Raw genomic sequence first — 16,237 nt, forward strand, 5'->3', positions numbered from 1 at the left:
CACCAGAAGCCATTGTTCAGCAGTCAAATCGGTTGAATAAGCACGGCGATTCATCCGGCAAAGGTAAATCTCTATGTTTTTACCCTATACCCTCTAAGAGCGAGGACCTAACGCTAGTGAGCCGCGACAGCAAGTTTGCTGGGTACGGCGGCCTGCAACTGCGCTGGGCCTGAAGGACCTATTGCTGCCCGCGCCGGCGCATTTCCTGCTGCCGCATGGGCATCTGGTCTATGGTGCTGAATAAATCGGCCGGGGCCAAGGGCCGGGCGCTGCTGCGCTTGGCCCCGCCGTCTTTGCCGATGAGGACGACGCCGAAGGCCGGGGGCCGCAGCCCGAGCCGCTGCGCCAGCTGGCGGTCGGCCGGGCTCAGCTCGTCGTAGAGCACGGCCAGCACTTGCAGGTCGCGCGCTCGCAACTGGTCGGGCACGGCGGCCAGCAGCGCTTGCTGGCGCTTAAAATCGGGCCCGGCGGCCGTAGCGGCCCCCACAAGCAAGACGCGGCGCTGCCCGCGGGCGGCGTGCAGCGCCGGTTGCAGCGCCGGTTGCAGCGCCGGCGGCGGGGCGGGCGTTTGCGCCGCGACCCGGCCCAAGGGAGCCAGTAGCGTAGCGAGTACCAAGCAAGTAAGTTGCATAAGAAATATTTTTTAGGGCAAAGCCGTTAACCCTGCGGCCCCGGCTTGTGCTGCGATAACCGTGCGGATTAGGTTTTTTGTTTGGCTGTCGGTCAGTCCGGTTGGTCTAGCCGTTTGCCCGGTTTGGCGAGCGCAAGGCTCCGCCGACCGAGTAGTACGCGGTCAAACCGGCGCCAGTATTTTATTCGTAATTATTACTCCCTGCCCTTACTCGCCATGTCCCAATCCCACCCACCCGACCATTACGCGGCCCCCGACCGTTCGGCGGCGGGCCGGGGGTGGCGCTGGCTGGCCGCCGCCGCCATCTTCGGCAACATTTTCCTCAACTACTATTCCAACACCCACCCGCTGAACGGGCAAACCATGGGCACGGTGTCGGGCAAGTACCCGACGCTGCTCACGCCCGCCGGGTACGCATTCAGCATCTGGGGCCTGATTTTTCTGGGGCTGAGCATTTATGCCGTGTGGCAGCTGCTGCCGGCTCAGCGGGCCCTGTCGCTGCCCGACGCCCTGGCCAAGCCCCTGGCCCTGGCCAACGCGGCCACCGGCGCGTGGGTGGTGCTGTTTGCCTACGAGCTGATTTTGCCCAGCGTGGGCGTGATGCTCGTGATTTTGGGGGCGCTGGTGGCCGCCTACGGCCGGGCCCGGCGGCGGGTGCTGGCCCACGCTGCCCCGGCCTGGACGAGCGTGCCGCTGGCCCTGTTCCTGGGCTGGATATCGGTGGCCACGGTCATCAACCTCACCATTGGGCTCCGGCAGCTGGGCTGGCAGCCGGCCCCCGACCTGGGCGTGGCGGTGGCGCTGGCGCTGCTGGCGGTGGTGGTAGCGCTGGCACTGGTCATCAGCCGGGCGTTTCAGGAGGCGGTGCTGCCGCTGGTGGTGGCGTGGGCCCTGGCGGCCATTTGGGTGGCGCAGCTGCGCGAAATACCCGCGCTGGGCTGGGCCGCGCTGGTGGGGGCGGCCGTGGCGGCCGTCGGCGGGGCGGCCCTGTCGCGGGTGGGCGGCCGGCGGCAGCCTTGGGAAATAGCCACGGCCGCCGCCGAGGCCCAGACGGCCGCCCTGGCCCGCCGCAACGCCGCGGTGAAGTAGGCCCCCCAGCCCGGCGTGCGCCGCGTAGCTTTGCGGGGTTCCACTTCACCCCGTAGTTATGCGCCAAAAAATCGTTGCCGGCAACTGGAAAATGAACCTCACTTACCCGGCGGCCCTCGCGCTGACGGACGAAATCACCGCTTTGCTCGCCGAGGCCCCGGCCGGCCCCGCCCAACCGCTGGTGGTGGTGTGCCCGCCGTTTCCATTTCTGGCGGGGGTGGGCGAAAAGCTGCCCAAGGGCGGCCCGCTGCACCTGGGGGCCCAGAATTGCCACCAGAAAGAAAGCGGCGCGTTCACCGGCGAGGTGTCGGCCCCGATGCTGGCCTCGGTGGGCTGCGAATACGTGATTCTGGGCCATTCCGAGCGGCGGCAGCACTTCCGCGAAGACGACGCGCTGCTGGGCCAGAAGCTGAAAACGGCCCTGGCCGCCGGCCTCAAGCCAATTTTTTGCGTGGGCGAGTCGCTCGAAACCCGCGAAGCCGACGACACCTTCGCTTTCATCGCCAAGCAGCTGAAGGACGGTCTGTTCCACCTCAGCAACGAGGAATTTGCGCAGGTGGTGGTGGCCTACGAGCCCATCTGGGCCATTGGCACCGGCAAAACGGCCACCAGCGCCCAGGCCCAGGAGGTGCACGCCTTCATCCGCGAGCAGGTGGCCCGCGCCTACACCGCCGACGCGGCCGCCAGCGTGTCCATCCTCTACGGCGGCTCGGCCAACGCCCAGAACGCCCGCGAGCTGTTCGGCCAGCCCGACGTGGACGGCGGCCTCATCGGCGGCGCGTCGCTGAAAGCCCCGGACTTCGTGGCCATCATCCGCTCGTTTTAGCCCCGGGCGCGGCCTGCTTTTTGCCTCCGTCGGATTGTTTCACCAGCCCGTTTGCCGTGTTTTTCTCTTTTCTTCTCGCTGCGCTGCTGGTCCTGGGACCCGCCGCCAAAGGCCACCCCGGGGCCCCCAGGCCGGCCGCGGGGGCCCCGCGGGGCTCCGTTGACCCGTGCAAAATCTACGGGACGGTGTACCTCGAAACCGACCCCAACCGGCGCTCCGGCTGCTTCGCCATCGTGTACGTGGAGCCCGACCAGGCCTTTGCCGATTTGCTGGTGTTCAAGGAGGCCAACAAGCTATTTGCCGACAAAGCCGGGCTATGGGCCGAGGCCCCCAACCGCGACTTTGCCGACTACGCCCTGTTCGTGACGCCCACCCGGGGCCTGGCCGATTTCACGATTCACTACACCACCGTGCGCTCCTTTGCCGGGTGCCGAACCAATTAAGCCGCCGACGCGCCAAATCCCGGCCGCCGGCCGGAGCTTTTGCTGCGCAACGCTAAAACCCTTACCCTGCCCCGCATGGATTTTATTGAACTGACCGTTGAGGCCCCCCGCGAGCTGGCCGACATCCTGGTGGCCGAGCTGGGCGAAGTGGGCTTCGACACCTTTGAAGACAACGACGCCGGCTTTTGCGCCTACACCACGGAGGCCGCGTTCGACCCCGACGGGGTGGCCGAAATCATGAGCCGCTACGAGGGCCTGGGCGAGCTGAGCCATTCGCACCGCGTCATCACCCGCCAGAACTGGAACGCCGAGTGGGAGAAAAACTTCCAGCCGCTGGTTATCGCCGACCGGGTGTCGGTACGGGCCCCGTTCCACCCCGCGCCGGCGGGCGTGGACTACGACATCGTGATTATGCCCCGCATGTCGTTCGGCACGGGCCACCACGAGACCACGGCCCTCATGATTGAGAACCAGCTCGACCTCGACCACCGCGGCCTGCGCGTGCTCGACATGGGCTGCGGCACGGGCATCCTGGCCATCATGGCCGAGCTGCTGGAGGCCCGCCAGGTGCTGGCCGTGGACGTGGAGCCCTGGACCGTGGAAAACGCCGCCGACAACGCCGCCGAAAACCAGTGCCGCACCATCGAGTGCCGCCTGGGCGGGGTGGAAGTGCTGGCTGGCGAGGCCCCCTTCGACCTCATCCTGGCCAACATCAACCGCAACGTGCTGCTCGAAGACATGCACGCCTACGCGGCCCTGCTGCCCAGCGGCCGGCCCATCCTGTTCAGCGGCTTCTACGAGGAAGACTTGGATAAAATAAAGAATGAAGCGACGCGCCAGGGCCTGGTTTACCAGCGCCACCGCACGCTGCGCAGCTGGGTATCGGCTATTTTTTTGAAAGCATAATTAAATTATTGATTTATGAATATTATACGCAACTATTTGATAATAAATTTATTGTGAGGCAATAAAATTATCAGAAAGCGCGTTTTGACGGGCCGGCTGGGTTGGAAAAGTACACGTACGGGCGGGCCAATGGGGCACATATCCCGCCGATTCCCGAAATTGTAGCCCCGACGGTATGGCCAGCCTAGCTATTCCGGGCCTGCGTCGGCTTTTCGATAGCTATAGATATGAGATATTTCGTCGTTGTGGCCGCGCTGGCGGCCGTAGTAGTGGGCGGGGAGCGGGCCGCGGCCCAGGCGGTGCCCGCCGCCAAGGCGCCCCCGGCCGCCGCGCCGGCGCGGGGCCGGCTGTCGTCCGACCCCGCCCAGTTCATGCTGGACGTGCAGGCCATGCTGGCCAGCACCAACAACGCCCCCGCCAAGGCCGTGGGGGCGCAATTGCAGCAGCTCTGGGGCGGCGGCAGCTTCACAGCCCCGCAGCAGGCCCGCATCGTGGCCCTCTCGCAGGCCATGCTGGCCAAGAAATTCCGGCCCCGGCCCCAGTTCGAAACGTTTTTTCGGGCCCTCATCGGCGGGGCCACCACCGCCAAGCTCGGGGCCGCGCAGCTGGACCAGTACCTCGACGTGCTGGGCCAGACGCTGGACAAGGAGCCGGCCGCGGAAACCGACAAGTTCCTGGTGTCGAGCAGCCGCTTCCTGAACGGCGGCTACCTGTACCGCTCGGGCTTCAACTCGCTGCGGGCGGCGGGCGGCACCGTGTCGTTCGCGTATTCGCCCGTTGCGGCCCCGGTTTCCACCCTGGAGTTTGGGGCCGCGGCCCCGGCGAAAGACGAGCCGCTGCCGGCCGCCAAGCCCGTGGCCAAAGCAGCGGCCAAGCCGGCCGCGAAAGCAGCTCCCAAGCCCGTGGCCAAAAAGAAGAAATCCAGCAGCGGCTGGGACACGTCCGACCTGTGGTCGTCGCCGGCGGCCAGCAGCGGCTGGGGCGACAAGGACGACGGCTGGGGCAAGGCCGACGACGGCTGGGGGGCCCCCGCCAAGAAAAAAGCCCCCGCCAAAAAAGCCGTGGCCAAGGCCGGGGCCAAAGCGCCGGCCGCGGCCAAGCCCGTGGCCACGGCCCCCGCCGAGCCCGCCGCCAACCCGGCCGATTTCGCGCCCAGCACGGCCGGTTTCGAGCCCACCGCCGGCTACGATGCTTATTCGCCGCCGCCCACCCGGGGCGCGGTGCTGGTGGTGAAAGACGCCGACCTGTACCTGGCCACCGCCGGCGACTCGGTGGTGCTGCGCCAGGTAAGCGGCACGGCGGTGCCCGGTACCAGCCGCTTCGTGGGCACCGGCGGCCAGTTTGCCTGGACCGTTAAAAACAACCCCGTGACGGCCGCGCTGAGCGGGTTCGACTTCGACCTGAGCAAGCCCGAATTCACGGCCCAGCCCGTGACGCTGACCTACGCGGCCCAGCTCGAAGCCCCCGTGAAAGGGGCCCTGAGCTACCGCAGCGTGCGCCGCAAGCCCGGCGCGACCGACACCGGTTACCCGCGCTTCATTTCCCTCACCAACGACGCCCGGCTCAAAAACCTGGGCGGCGACATCAGCTACCGGGGCGGCGTGTCGCTGGCCGGCGAGCGGCTGCTCAGCGCGGCCCTCGACGGCTCGCTGGCCACGCTCACCGTGAGCGAAGGCGGCCAGCGCAAGTTCCGGGCCGCATCGCGGGCCTACGTGCTCAGCGACTCGGTGGTGACGGCCGGGCGGGCGGCCGTGGCCATCTACGAGGGCCAGGATTCGCTGACGCACCCCGGCGTGCAGGTGCGCTACCTGCGGGCCAAGCAGCAGCTGCGCCTCTCGCGGGAGGACGGCTTGTATAAAAACACGCCCTTTAACGACTCGTACCACAAGCTCGAAATCCGCTCCGAACAGCTCACCTGGGACCTGCACCAGCCTTCCATCGACTTCGCGGTGCTGACGGCTAAAAACCAGCAGACGGCGGATTTTGAGAGCCAGGCGTTTTATACCGACGCCCGCTACCAGCAAATCAAGAGCATCAACCGGCTGCACCCGCTGCAAATGCTGGTGGGCTACAGCCAGGCCCACGCCAACGCCCGCACCCTGAACGTGGCCGACATTGCCACCGACCTGAGCACGGCCGAAGGCAACCTGCGCAGCGCCATGGCCGGCCTGGCCCGCGACGGCTACGTGCAGTGGAACGGCCAGACCGGCAACGTGACCATCCTGCCCAAGGGCCTGCACTACGTGGCCGCCGCCCGCGACCGCAAAGACTACGACCACCTGGCCATCAAGTCGTTGTCGGGGGCCGGGCGCAACGCCACCCTCAACCTGGCCACCAACGAGCTGCTCATCCGGGGCGTGGACCGCTTCAACTTCACCGACGACTCGCTGGCCGTGTACGTGCGGCCCGACAGCAGCGTGGTGCGGGTACAGAAAAACCGCAACATCAAGTTCAGCGGCACGGTGGTGGCGGCGGCCATGCGCTTCAAGGGCAAGGAGTTTGCTTTCGACTACGACGGGTTTTACGTGGACATGGCCAAGATTGACTCGATGGTCATCCGCAGCCAGCCCAAGCAGGTGGCCGGCAAGCGCAACAACGGCAAGCACTTCGACTTTGCCCTTACGAATAAAGGCAAGGTGTCGAGCGGCCGGCTGTTCCTGAACGACCCGCAGAACAAGTCGGGCCGCAAGAAAAAACCCAACTTCCCGGCCTTTGACTCCAAGACCGGGGCCAGCGTGTTCTTCGGCAAGCAGGACGTGCTGGGCGGGGCCTACGACTCGACGATGGTGTTCGACATCCCGCCCTTCCGCCTCGACTCACTCAACAGCCTAGGCCAGACGGCCACCGGCTTCGATGGCACGTTCCGCAGCGGCGGCATCATTCCCGACATCAAAACCAAACTCACCGCCCAGCCCGACGGCTCGCTCGGCTTCGTGTACGACGTGCCCAAGGACGGCTTCCCGCTCTACAAAGGCAAAGGGCGGGTGTTCAACAAGGTGAAGCTCGACAGCCGGGGCCTGCAAGCCGACGGCACCGTGAAGTACCAGAGCGGCACGTTCACCTCGGACCGCTTCACGTTTTACCGCGACTCGGTGGTGACGGAGGGCAAAACCGGCGAGCTCGCGGCCCGCAACGCGGGCGGCGTGAACTCGCCGCGCATGGCCCTGCCGCCCGGCTACCTCATGAACTGGGTGGTGCAGGCCGACTCGATGTACCTGACCACCCCCCGCACCGGGGCCCCCATCAAGCTGTACGCCAACGACGCCTACAGCTTCCGGGGCCGGGCGCTGCTCACGCCCAAGGGCACGGGCGGCAACGGCCGCCTCGACGGGCCCCAGTCGTTTATCAAGTCGCCGGACTTCACCTTCAAAACCGACGGCTACAGCGGTCGCAAGGCCACGCTGAGCGTGAAATCGGCCGAGGTGAACAAGCCGGCCCTCACGGCCAACGAAGTCGCGTTTCAGTACGATTTGAAGAAGGGCTACGCCGATTTCACCCGCGAGCCCGACAGCAAGGCCAGCATCGACTTGCCGTACTCGCAGTTCAAAACCACGCTCAGCGGCGGGCGCTGGGACTTTAAGAAGAAGCTGGTGCAGCTGCGCGTGGCCCCCGGGGCCGACTCCACCGCGTCGTACTTCTACGCCACCGGCGAGGCCCAGCACGGGCTGAAGTTCCGGGCGGCCACCGGCGTGTACGACCTGGCCCACTACCGGCTGCAGGCCGGCGGCGTGCCCTACGTGGCCGCCGCCGACGCCTGGATTGTGCCCGATTCGGGCCGGGTGGTCATCCTGGCCAATGCCCAGCTCAAAACCCTGCACAACGCCAAGGTGGTGCTCGACTCGCTGGCCAAGTTCCACCGCCTCTACAACGGCAACATCACCGTGGCGTCGCGCCTGGCCTTCTCGGGCGACGCCCTCTACAGCTTCAAAACGGCCACCGACTCGGTGGCCCTCCGGTTCACGAACTTCGCGAGCGACTCGGTGGCCTCCGTGGCCACGGCGCGGAAGGGCGGGGGCCTGTTCCGCAAAAAGGCTGCGGCTGGGGCCGGGGCCCCCGGCCCCGCGGGCGGGCTGGCCACCGTGGCCACTGCTTCGGTGCAAACCAACGCCAAGTTTTCGTTGGCCCCGCGCATCGGCTACCGCGGCGACATGCAGCTGAATTCGCAGCGCCGGGGCCTGGCGTTCACGGGCGAGGTGCAGCTGCAGTTCGGGAAAAACTACGCCACCAGCGCCGGCTGGTTTCCGGTGAAGGACAGCATCGACCCCAAAAACGTGGTGCTGACGCTGCCCGACACCAAAGCCAAGGGCGAGAGCGAAGCCCCGATGCTGACGGGCCTGTTCCTGTCGGACCAGTCGAACAGCGTGTTTCCGCTGTTTGCGGCGGCGCTGCCCAACGAGGCCGACGTGCCGCTGTTCACCGTGGACGGCAAGCTGCGCTACGACGCCAAGCGGGGCCTGTTCACGATTTCGCGCAACGACCTGGCCGACCCCAACCGCTACGACGGGGCCGTGCTGACCTACAAGGACTCGACGGGTCAAATGGGCTTCCGGGGCCCGATGACGTTCATCAAGTCGAGCAAGGAGTACCGCATGGTGGGCAGCGGCGTGGGCGTGGCCAACCCCGACAGCGCCGCCTACCGCGTGGATGCGCTGCTGGGCCTCGACATGGTGATGCCCGCCAAGGCGCTCGAAGTGCTGGGCGCGGAGATGGTGAAGGTGACCAAAGGGTCGCCCGAGGCCCTCGACGGCTCGGCCAACGAACTGTACAAGCTGGGCGAATTTGTGGGCAGCAAGGGCATCGAAGCCTACGCGGGGACCAAGGGCCAGGCCATTTCGCTGGCCAAGCTCAGCCCCAAGCTGGCCCACACGCTGCTGCTGAGCCGCGTGAACCTGCGCTGGAACGCCAAGAAAAAGGCCTGGTACTCGGTGGGTAAAATCGGGGTGGCCGGCGTGGGCAAGCAAAGCCTGAACGCGCTGGTGGACGGCTACGTGGAAATCAAGCGCAGCAACTCGACCGACGAAGTAGAAATTTACCTCGAACCCGGCCCCCAGGACTGGTACTACTTCAAGTACGCCAACAACCTGCTGCTGACCAAGAGCCAGAGCGACGCCTACGACGGCGAAATCACGCGGGCCCAGAAGGGCGACTACAACACGGCCCTGAGTTACGGCGTGTTCCTGGGCGACTTCGGCGACGTGGACGGGTTCCGCAGCCGCTTCCAGCGCGACTACCTGGGCATGAGCGGCAAGCTGGCCGCCCGCGCCGCCGCGCCGTCCAAGCCCGACGAGCCGACCGTGGACACCGGCAAGAAGAAGAAAAAGAAGAAGGGCGACGACGCCTTCGGTACCGACGGCACCGAGGCCGCCGCCACCGCCGCGCCGGCCCCCGAGCCCAGCGGCAAGAAGAAGAAAAAGGCCAAGGACAACGACCCCTTCGGCAGCGGCGACCTGACCGAGGTCCCGCCCGCCGCTGACGCCCCGAAGAAGAAAAAGGACCAGGAGAAAGCCGCGGCGGCCACCGAAACGCCCGCCGAGGCCCCGGCGGCGGAGCCTTCGAAGAAGAAAAAGGGCCAGGAAGCCGCCGCCACGGAGGCTACCGACCCCGCCGCGGCCCCGCCCGCCGAGCAACCGTCCAAAAAGAAGAAGAAGGACAAGGAGGCCACCGCAGCCGACGCCGAGCCGGCCCCGGCCGACGCCCCCGTGGACGAGGCCCCCAAGAAAAAGAAGAAGAAAAAGGGCAACGCCGACGACCCCTTCGGCGATTCTTAGCCGCCCACGGGCCCCCCGGGAAAAGGCCCCGCTGCCCGGCAGCGGGGCCTTTTTTGGGCCCGGTGGGCGGCCCGGGCCCCGGCGTACCTTTGCCCGGCTATGAACATTCTTTTGCTGCTGCTGGCGCTGCTGGCGGCGTATTTGCTCGGTTCCATCCCCACGGCGCTGTGGGTGGGCCGCCGTTTTTTTGGCCTGGCCGACATCCGGCAGCACGGTTCCGGCAACGCCGGGGCCACCAACACGTTCCGGGTGCTGGGCAAAAAAGCCGGCTCGTTCGTGTTGCTGGTCGATGCCTTCAAGGGGTTTGCGGCGGCTTACTTTTTGCCCAACGCCCTGCTGAACGCCGGGGCCCTGGAGCCCCAGAATCTGTTTTACGTGCGGCTGGCCTGCGGCGTGCTGGCGGTGGTGGGACACATCTACCCGGTGTGGGCGCAGTTTCGGGGCGGCAAGGGCGTGGCCACCATCGTGGGCATGATGCTGGCCATTGCGCCGGCCACGGTGGGCGTGTGCATCCTGGTGTTCCTGGCCGTGCTGGCCCTCAGCCGCTACGTGTCCCTGTCGTCGATGACGGCGGGCGTGGCTTTCGCGCTGCTCCAGCTGCTGCCCTGGAAGCCCTTCCGGCCCGATATTCCGCTGCAAGTCTGGTGCGGCTTTGCGTTGGCGGCCATGCTCGTCTACACCCACCGCGCCAACATCGGGCGGCTGCGGGCCGGTACCGAAAGCCGCGTGCCCCTGCCCTGGGCCCGGTAACGGCTACCTAACGCCCACCGCTTAGCCTGCGCTTCCCGCCCCTCCTTATCCCCTTTTCCGCATGGAGCCTTTCCCCCGCCTCGAAACCCCGCGGCTGGTGCTGCGGGCGCTGGCCGAGGCCGACGTGCCGTGCATCGTGGCGCTGGCCAGCGACCACGCCGTGGCCCGCAACACGCTCAACATGCCCCACCCGTACCACCCCGACGATGCCCACAACTGGCTGCGCGTCACGCGGAAAGCGCACCGGCAGGGCGAAGACGTCACGTTTGCCGTCGAGCTGAAGGCCACCGGCGAGTTCATCGGCGGCATCGGCCTCAAAATTGAGCCGCGCTTCGACCGGGCCGAGGCCGGCTACTGGCTGGGCGTGCCCTACTGGAACCAGGGCCTGATGACCGAAGCCCTGGCCGCCGTGCTGCGCTACGGGTTCGAGGGGCTGGGACTGAACAAGATTTTGGCCACCCACACCACTCAAAACCCGGGCTCGGGGGCCGTGATGCGGAAAAACGGCATGGTGCAGGAAGGCGAATTGGTGGCCCACGTGAAGCGCGACGGCCAATACTACGACCTGGCCCAGTACCGCCTTACCCGGCACGAGTACGCGCAACGCGCGGGCTAATTCCAGGTCTTTGGCCCGCGGCCAACGGCGACAACTACTTTTGCGCAGTTTTCGCCGCTTTAATACTTTCTATCCGGCTACCCTAATCTATGACGACACCTTACCTCGCCGATAACCAGCCGCGCTTTCTGGAAGAGTTACTCGACTGGCTGCGCATTCCCAGCGTATCCGCCGACCCCAAGTTCCAGGGCGACGTGCGCCGGGCCGCCGAATACCTCCAGGCCCGCCTGGCCGAAGCCGGCGTGCAAAACCTGGCGCTGTGCGAAACCGCCGGCCACCCCATCGTGTACGGCGACTACCTCGCCGCGGGCCCCGGCAAGCCCACGGTGCTCGTGTACGGCCACTACGACGTGCAGCCCGCCGACCCCTACGAGCTGTGGACCTCGCCGCCGTTCGAGCCGGTCATCAAAGACGGCAACATTTACGCCCGGGGGGCCTGCGACGACAAAGGCCAGGTGTACATGCACGTCAAAGCGTTCGAGCTGATGATGCGCGACGGCCAGGGCGGCGTGCCGTGCAACATCAAGTTCATGTTCGAGGGCGAAGAAGAAATCGGCTCCAACAACCTGGGCCTGTTCGTGCAGGCCAACAAGGAAAAGCTGAAAGCCGACGTCATCCTGCTTTCCGACACCGGCATCCTGGCCAACGACGTGCCCAGCATCGAGGTAGGCCTGCGCGGCCTCAGCTACCACGAAGTGGAGGTGACGGGCCCCAACCGCGACCTGCACTCGGGCCTCTACGGCGGGGCCGTGCAAAACCCCATCAACGCCCTGTGCCAGATGATTGCCAGCCTGCACGACCAGCACGGCCACATCACCATCCCCGGCTTCTACGATAACGTGGAAGAGCTGAGCACGGCCGCCCGCGCCGAGCTGGCCAAAGCCCCCTTCAGCGACGCTGAGTTTGAGGCCAGCATCGGCCTGCCTGCCTCCTACGGCGAGGCCGGTTACAGCACGCCGGAGCGCACCAGCATCCGGCCCACGCTCGACGTGAACGGCATTTGGGGCGGCTACATTGGCGAAGGGGCCAAAACGGTCATCGCCTCCAAAGCCTTCGCCAAAATCTCGATGCGCCTCGTGCCCAACCAGACCAGCGACGAAATCACGGCCCTGTTCCAGCAGCACTTCGAGCGCATCGCCCCGGCCGGCGTCACGGTGCAGGTGCGGCCCCACCACGGCGGCGAGCCCGTCGTCACGCCCACCGACTCGGCCGCCTACCAAGCCGCCGCCGATGCGATGGAAACCACCTTCGGCAAGCGCCCGGTGCCCACGCGCGGCGGCGGCTCCATCCCCATCGTGGCCATGTTCAAGTCCGAGCTGGGCATCGATTCGGTGCTGCTTGGCTTCGGCCTCGATTCTGACGCCATCCACTCGCCCAACGAGCACTTCGGGGTGTTCAACTTCCTGAAGGGCATCGAAACCATCCCGCACTTCTACCGCAACTACGCCGCGGCCGAAACCCGGTAGCCCCGGCTTTTCAGCTGTCAAATGGCCTGCTTGAACAGCCTCCGATGGACTTCAGGAACGTAAAGGTGCGCCTTTGTGCCGGAGTTGCTGATAAGCTAAAAATCCCGCCGGCTACGCGGCCGGCGGGATTTTTAGCTTATCAGCAACTCCGGCGGCTTAATTGAAAGAGTACGTGGCGTACAGCTGGAAAGCGCTGTTGCGGGCCCGCGGCTGCACCGTGACGTTGCCCACCGTGGACGAGTTGGGGAAGTTGGTGAACGCCCCGTTGTAGCGCAGCCCGAGGCCCAGGCCGTGCTTCAATTGGTAGCCCAGGCCGAGCAGATAGCCGAAGTCAACGCTTTTGTAGGCGTCCTTCACGTCCACCGACGCGCTGCCGGCCTCTGCCTTGGCGGCCACCAAAAAGCCCACTTGGGGCCCTGCCTCGAAGAAAAAGCCGTCGGTGTTGACGTGGAACGCCAGCGGTACGTCGATATAGTGCAGGCGGGTGCCGTAGTCGCTGTTGCCGTTCACTTTGGCTCCTTTCTGCGAGTACAGGATTTCGGGTTGGAAGGCCACCAAGCGCGTAAGGCCAACGTTGGCAAACCCACCGGCGTGGAAGCCGAAGCGGCCGGTGTAGCCGTTCACGTCGGCCCCCACGAAGTCGGTGAGCGATACGCCGGCCTTGAGGCCCAGCGATACGTTGCCGCCGCGCCCCCGGTACTGCGCCTGGGCGGCGCTGGCCAGGCCCAGCAACAGGGCAAGGGTAAAAATTGGTTTTTGCATAGGAATAAACGGAATGAGCAAGCCGCAAAAGTAGCCAGCTAAGCGTTGCCTGGTGGCAAAAAGCCCGGCTTCCGCAAGAAAGCCGGGCTTTGTAAACCTTTGCCGGGGTTTATTTGCCGCCGAACATATAAGTCAGGTACAATTGGAACGCGCTGTTATGCAAGGCGCTATTGCTGTTGTTGTCCTTATCGATGTTGGTAAATCCTCCGTTGTAGCGCAGACCAACGCCGGGACCGGCAGGCATCTGATATCCTAAGCCCGCCGCATAGCCAAAATCAACGGTTTTGATAGATGATTTAACGTCCTGCGTGTCAGATTGGCCGTTATACTCCGACTTTTGTTTAGCGGCAACCAAAAAACCGATTTGGGGCCCTAACTCAAAAAATAGGCCTCCCGCGTTGATGTGAGCCAAGACCGGAACATCGATGTAGTGCAGAGTAGAGGTTATCGTAGCATCTGGCCCTGACCCAAGGGAGCGCTCAGTGACCTTAGTGCCTTTCATCGAGTACAACAATTCGGGTTGGATGGAGAAAACGTCATTGACCCCGAAGTTGGCTACGAAACCGCCGTTGAATCCGAATTTATTCTTTGTGTCAACACCATCGGTGCCTTTGCCGGTGAAGTTAGTGAGCGAGGCCCCGGCCTTGATGCCAAACGAGGCGCTCTGAGCATTAGCAGCTACGGCGGCGCCAGTAACTAATGCAAACGATAGAATAACTTTTTTCATACTATTTTGTGTGTGGAAATGGTGAATACTTCACAAAAGTACACCTGAATATTTTTGTGCAACTGGTTAGAAACATTTTTTTAATTAAAATATTTTTATTCTTGTGAATCAAAATTAATTATTGATGATTATTTGTCAATAAACACAAAAAAGTCCGTTCCTTGTTAGAGGAACGGACTTGCAATTCTGGAAACAACTCAGACCTATTTGCCGCCGAAAGCGTAACCGACTTGGAATTGAAATACCGAGTTGTGCACGCTGGGGTTCTGGCCGTTACCGCCGGCGTAGGCCTGGCCGGCGTAATTAGCCGATACACCTTGCTTGTACACCTGCGTGAAGTCGCCAGTGTACCGGAAGCCCAAGCTCAAGCCGCTGGTAATCTGGTAGCCAATGCCGCCCACGTAGGCCAGCACCGTCTTATTCATGTCAGCACTGTTGGTGTTGTCGGTGCTTTGGGTGCTCGTGTTACCGGTCTGGGTAAAGTCGCGGTTACGCACCAAAAAGCTGGCCTGGGGGCCCAGTTCAAGGAAAAAACCTTTGCCCTCGGTTTTGCCCGTGTTGTAGCGCAACAGTACGGGCACGTCGATGTAGCTCAGCGTGGTTTTGAAGCGGGTGGTCGGCAGGCCTTCAAAGTTATCGATCGAAGCGCCCTTCTGCGAGAACAGCACTTCGGGCTGCACCGAAAAGTTGTCGGCTACTCCGAAGTTGGAGTAGAGGCCAGCCGAGAAGCCCGACTTGTACTCGATGCCGTGCGAATCGGTGCCTGAGAAAGTAGCCAGGTTGTAGCCACCTTTTACACCAAATTTAATGCCCGTTTGGGCGTGTGCGGTGCCAACGATGCCGGCAAGGAGGGCGAGGGGAAGAATTACTTTTTTCATGATTGAAAAAATGTAAAAAGGGAATATAAATAATTGTTTTGCGGTACGAATACGCTACCGAAAACGTGCCTTATATCGCTCCAATAATTATTTGGGTTTCATTTTTTTATTTAAATCTTAATAAAAATTTAAATAAGCTCGCTAATTGAGAACTTACTCACCAATTTTGCTCCCGTTAGTTTGACTGCGTAATTCGTGGCAATGAAAGTGTTAGGAGTCGTGCAGCGGTTGGCTTGGGTGCTGGGGTGGGGGCTGGGCCACCGGCCAGCGCAGGCGCAGCCCGTGCCCGCGCCGCGGGCCCCGCTGGTGGTGGGGGCCTACGCGCAGGGGGCCATCGTGGTGGCCCACACCGAAGCCGTGCGCCACCTGGCCGTTTCCCACCCCACGGGCCTGGAGTTGAACGCGCAGCGCCAAACCACCGGCGCGGCCCCCTGGCACGGTTGGTACCGCTTCCCCAAAGTCGGGCTGGCGCTGGTGTACTACGACTTTCACAACCCCGTGCTGGGGCGGGCCTTTGCCGTCAGCCCTTACATCAGCAAGACGTTTTCGCGCGGGCCCCGGCACGACCTGAGCTTCCGGCTGGGGGCCGGGCTGGGCTACCTCACCAACCCCTACGACCAGCAAACCAACCACAAGAACACCATCGCCGGCTCGGCCCTGAACGCCAACATCCAGCTGCGGGCCGAGTACGACCACGCCCTCACCGAGCACCTGGGCCTGCTCGTGGGCCTGGGCCTCAACCACTTCTCCAACGGGGCCACCAGCAAGCCCAACTTCGGGGTGAACCTGCCCGCGCTGGTGCTCGGCCTCAACTACTACCAGCAGCGCCTGGCCCCGCACGCGAACGAGTACGCCCCCGCGCCCGCCGACGTGGGCCGCCCCTTCGGGTACGTGGCCACGAGCGTGGGCTACAAGCAGCGCAGCGACGGCGACTTACGCCGCTACCTCGTCAACTCCGTGACGCTGGCCGTGGGCCGCCGCGTCAACCGCAAGTCCAACCTGCTGCTGGGCGTGGAGGGCTTCTACGACCGCTCGCTGAAAGCCGACCTGGCCGACACGCTGCGCCCCGGCGCCGCCGGCCCCAGCGTGCTGAAAGCCGGGGTGTTTGCCGGGCACGAGCTGCTGTTTGGGCGGCTGGCGTTCGGCACGCAGCTGGGCTTTTACGTGTACGACCCCTACAAAAGCAGCACCGTGTACTACGAGCGCCTCGGCCTGAAGTACCTCTTCAACGACCACCTGTTCGGGGCCATCGACCTGAAGGCGCACCGCGCCGTGGCCGACGTGATTGAGTTCAAAGTAGGGGCCAAGCTGTGAGGCGTTCTATCGGTCCTTAGCGCCGCCCTGGGGAAGGTTTTGGGCGGTTCGGAAAAGAAGA

General features: G+C 64.4%; 13 protein-coding genes. 9 read left to right on the forward strand and 4 right to left on the reverse strand.

All coding sequences use genetic code 11. The features are described from left to right. Positions 1-178 precede the first annotated feature (178 nt). Positions 179-631, reverse strand: a complete 453-nt coding sequence (locus tag HNP98_RS20415) for a DUF4174 domain-containing protein (RefSeq protein WP_173812039.1) — start codon at positions 629-631, stop codon at positions 179-181. A gap of 216 nt (positions 632-847) precedes the next feature. Here HNP98_RS20415 and HNP98_RS20420 point away from each other — a divergent pair, with 216 nt between their 5' ends. The 8 genes from HNP98_RS20420 to HNP98_RS20455 all read left to right on the forward strand — a co-directional run bounded on the left by HNP98_RS20420 (position 848) and on the right by HNP98_RS20455 (position 12,495). Continuing rightward, positions 848-1,720 (forward strand): hypothetical protein, encoded by an 873-nt coding sequence (locus HNP98_RS20420; protein ID WP_173812040.1) that lies wholly within the window; start codon positions 848-850, stop codon positions 1,718-1,720. A gap of 58 nt (positions 1,721-1,778) precedes the next feature. After that, on the forward strand, positions 1,779-2,546 hold the full coding sequence (gene tpiA, locus HNP98_RS20425) for a triose-phosphate isomerase (RefSeq protein ID WP_173812041.1): 768 nt from the start codon (positions 1,779-1,781) through the stop codon (positions 2,544-2,546). 56 nt (positions 2,547-2,602) lie between these two features. Continuing rightward, a complete protein-coding gene (locus HNP98_RS20430; RefSeq protein WP_317171165.1) occupies positions 2,603-2,989 on the forward strand; it encodes a hypothetical protein in 387 nt (128 codons plus the stop codon). A 75-nt stretch (positions 2,990-3,064) separates the two neighbouring features. Then, positions 3,065-3,895 (forward strand): 50S ribosomal protein L11 methyltransferase, encoded by an 831-nt coding sequence (gene prmA, locus HNP98_RS20435; RefSeq protein ID WP_173812042.1) that lies wholly within the window; start codon positions 3,065-3,067, stop codon positions 3,893-3,895. Between the two features lie 227 nt (positions 3,896-4,122). Then, entirely contained in the window at positions 4,123-9,663 is a 5,541-nt protein-coding gene (locus HNP98_RS20440) for a hypothetical protein (RefSeq protein ID WP_173812043.1), read from the forward strand. Positions 9,664-9,762: 99 nt separating this feature from the next. After that, positions 9,763-10,413, forward strand: coding sequence for a glycerol-3-phosphate 1-O-acyltransferase PlsY (plsY, locus tag HNP98_RS20445; RefSeq protein WP_173812044.1), 651 nt, complete (start codon positions 9,763-9,765; stop codon positions 10,411-10,413). A gap of 61 nt (positions 10,414-10,474) precedes the next feature. Beyond that, complete coding sequence (locus HNP98_RS20450) at positions 10,475-11,029, forward strand: GNAT family N-acetyltransferase (RefSeq protein ID WP_173812045.1); 555 nt, start codon at positions 10,475-10,477, stop codon at positions 11,027-11,029. A gap of 89 nt (positions 11,030-11,118) precedes the next feature. Further along, positions 11,119-12,495 (forward strand): dipeptidase, encoded by a 1,377-nt coding sequence (locus tag HNP98_RS20455; RefSeq protein WP_173812046.1) that lies wholly within the window; start codon positions 11,119-11,121, stop codon positions 12,493-12,495. Between the two features lie 156 nt (positions 12,496-12,651). Here HNP98_RS20455 and HNP98_RS20460 read toward each other — a convergent pair whose 3' ends face one another. From HNP98_RS20460 to HNP98_RS20470, 3 genes are all read right to left on the reverse strand, one after another. After that, complete coding sequence (locus tag HNP98_RS20460) at positions 12,652-13,257, reverse strand: porin family protein (RefSeq protein ID WP_173812047.1); 606 nt, start codon at positions 13,255-13,257, stop codon at positions 12,652-12,654. 109 nt (positions 13,258-13,366) lie between these two features. Further along, entirely contained in the window at positions 13,367-13,984 is a 618-nt protein-coding gene (locus HNP98_RS20465; protein WP_173812048.1) for a porin family protein, read from the reverse strand. A gap of 203 nt (positions 13,985-14,187) precedes the next feature. Beyond that, positions 14,188-14,862, reverse strand: coding sequence for a porin family protein (locus tag HNP98_RS20470; protein WP_173812049.1), 675 nt, complete (start codon positions 14,860-14,862; stop codon positions 14,188-14,190). A gap of 201 nt (positions 14,863-15,063) precedes the next feature. Between HNP98_RS20470 and HNP98_RS20475 the strand changes: the two genes are divergently transcribed. After that, complete coding sequence (locus HNP98_RS20475; protein ID WP_173812050.1) at positions 15,064-16,176, forward strand: acyloxyacyl hydrolase; 1,113 nt, start codon at positions 15,064-15,066, stop codon at positions 16,174-16,176. Positions 16,177-16,237: the final 61 nt, after the last annotated feature.

Source organism: Hymenobacter caeli, from assembly GCF_013294115.1.
GTDB lineage: Bacteria > Bacteroidota > Bacteroidia > Cytophagales > Hymenobacteraceae > Hymenobacter > Hymenobacter caeli.

What these genes read in the sequence shown, in the direction of transcription:
- plsY (WP_173812044.1), top strand. Translation starts at nt 9,763, where the DNA reads ATGAACATTCTTTTGCTGCTGCTGGCGCTGCTGGCGGCGTATTTGCTC.
- HNP98_RS20440 (WP_173812043.1), top strand. Translation starts at nt 4,123, where the DNA reads ATGAGATATTTCGTCGTTGTGGCCGCGCTGGCGGCCGTAGTAGTGGGC.
- HNP98_RS20420 (WP_173812040.1), top strand. Translation starts at nt 848, where the DNA reads ATGTCCCAATCCCACCCACCCGACCATTACGCGGCCCCCGACCGTTCG.
- HNP98_RS20415 (WP_173812039.1), bottom strand. Translation starts at nt 631, where the DNA reads ATGCAACTTACTTGCTTGGTACTCGCTACGCTACTGGCTCCCTTGGGC.
- HNP98_RS20450 (WP_173812045.1), top strand. Translation starts at nt 10,475, where the DNA reads ATGGAGCCTTTCCCCCGCCTCGAAACCCCGCGGCTGGTGCTGCGGGCG.
- HNP98_RS20455 (WP_173812046.1), top strand. Translation starts at nt 11,119, where the DNA reads ATGACGACACCTTACCTCGCCGATAACCAGCCGCGCTTTCTGGAAGAG.
- HNP98_RS20460 (WP_173812047.1), bottom strand. Translation starts at nt 13,257, where the DNA reads ATGCAAAAACCAATTTTTACCCTTGCCCTGTTGCTGGGCCTGGCCAGC.
- tpiA (WP_173812041.1), top strand. Translation starts at nt 1,779, where the DNA reads ATGCGCCAAAAAATCGTTGCCGGCAACTGGAAAATGAACCTCACTTAC.
- prmA (WP_173812042.1), top strand. Translation starts at nt 3,065, where the DNA reads ATGGATTTTATTGAACTGACCGTTGAGGCCCCCCGCGAGCTGGCCGAC.
- HNP98_RS20465 (WP_173812048.1), bottom strand. Translation starts at nt 13,984, where the DNA reads ATGAAAAAAGTTATTCTATCGTTTGCATTAGTTACTGGCGCCGCCGTA.
- HNP98_RS20475 (WP_173812050.1), top strand. Translation starts at nt 15,064, where the DNA reads ATGAAAGTGTTAGGAGTCGTGCAGCGGTTGGCTTGGGTGCTGGGGTGG.
- HNP98_RS20470 (WP_173812049.1), bottom strand. Translation starts at nt 14,862, where the DNA reads ATGAAAAAAGTAATTCTTCCCCTCGCCCTCCTTGCCGGCATCGTTGGC.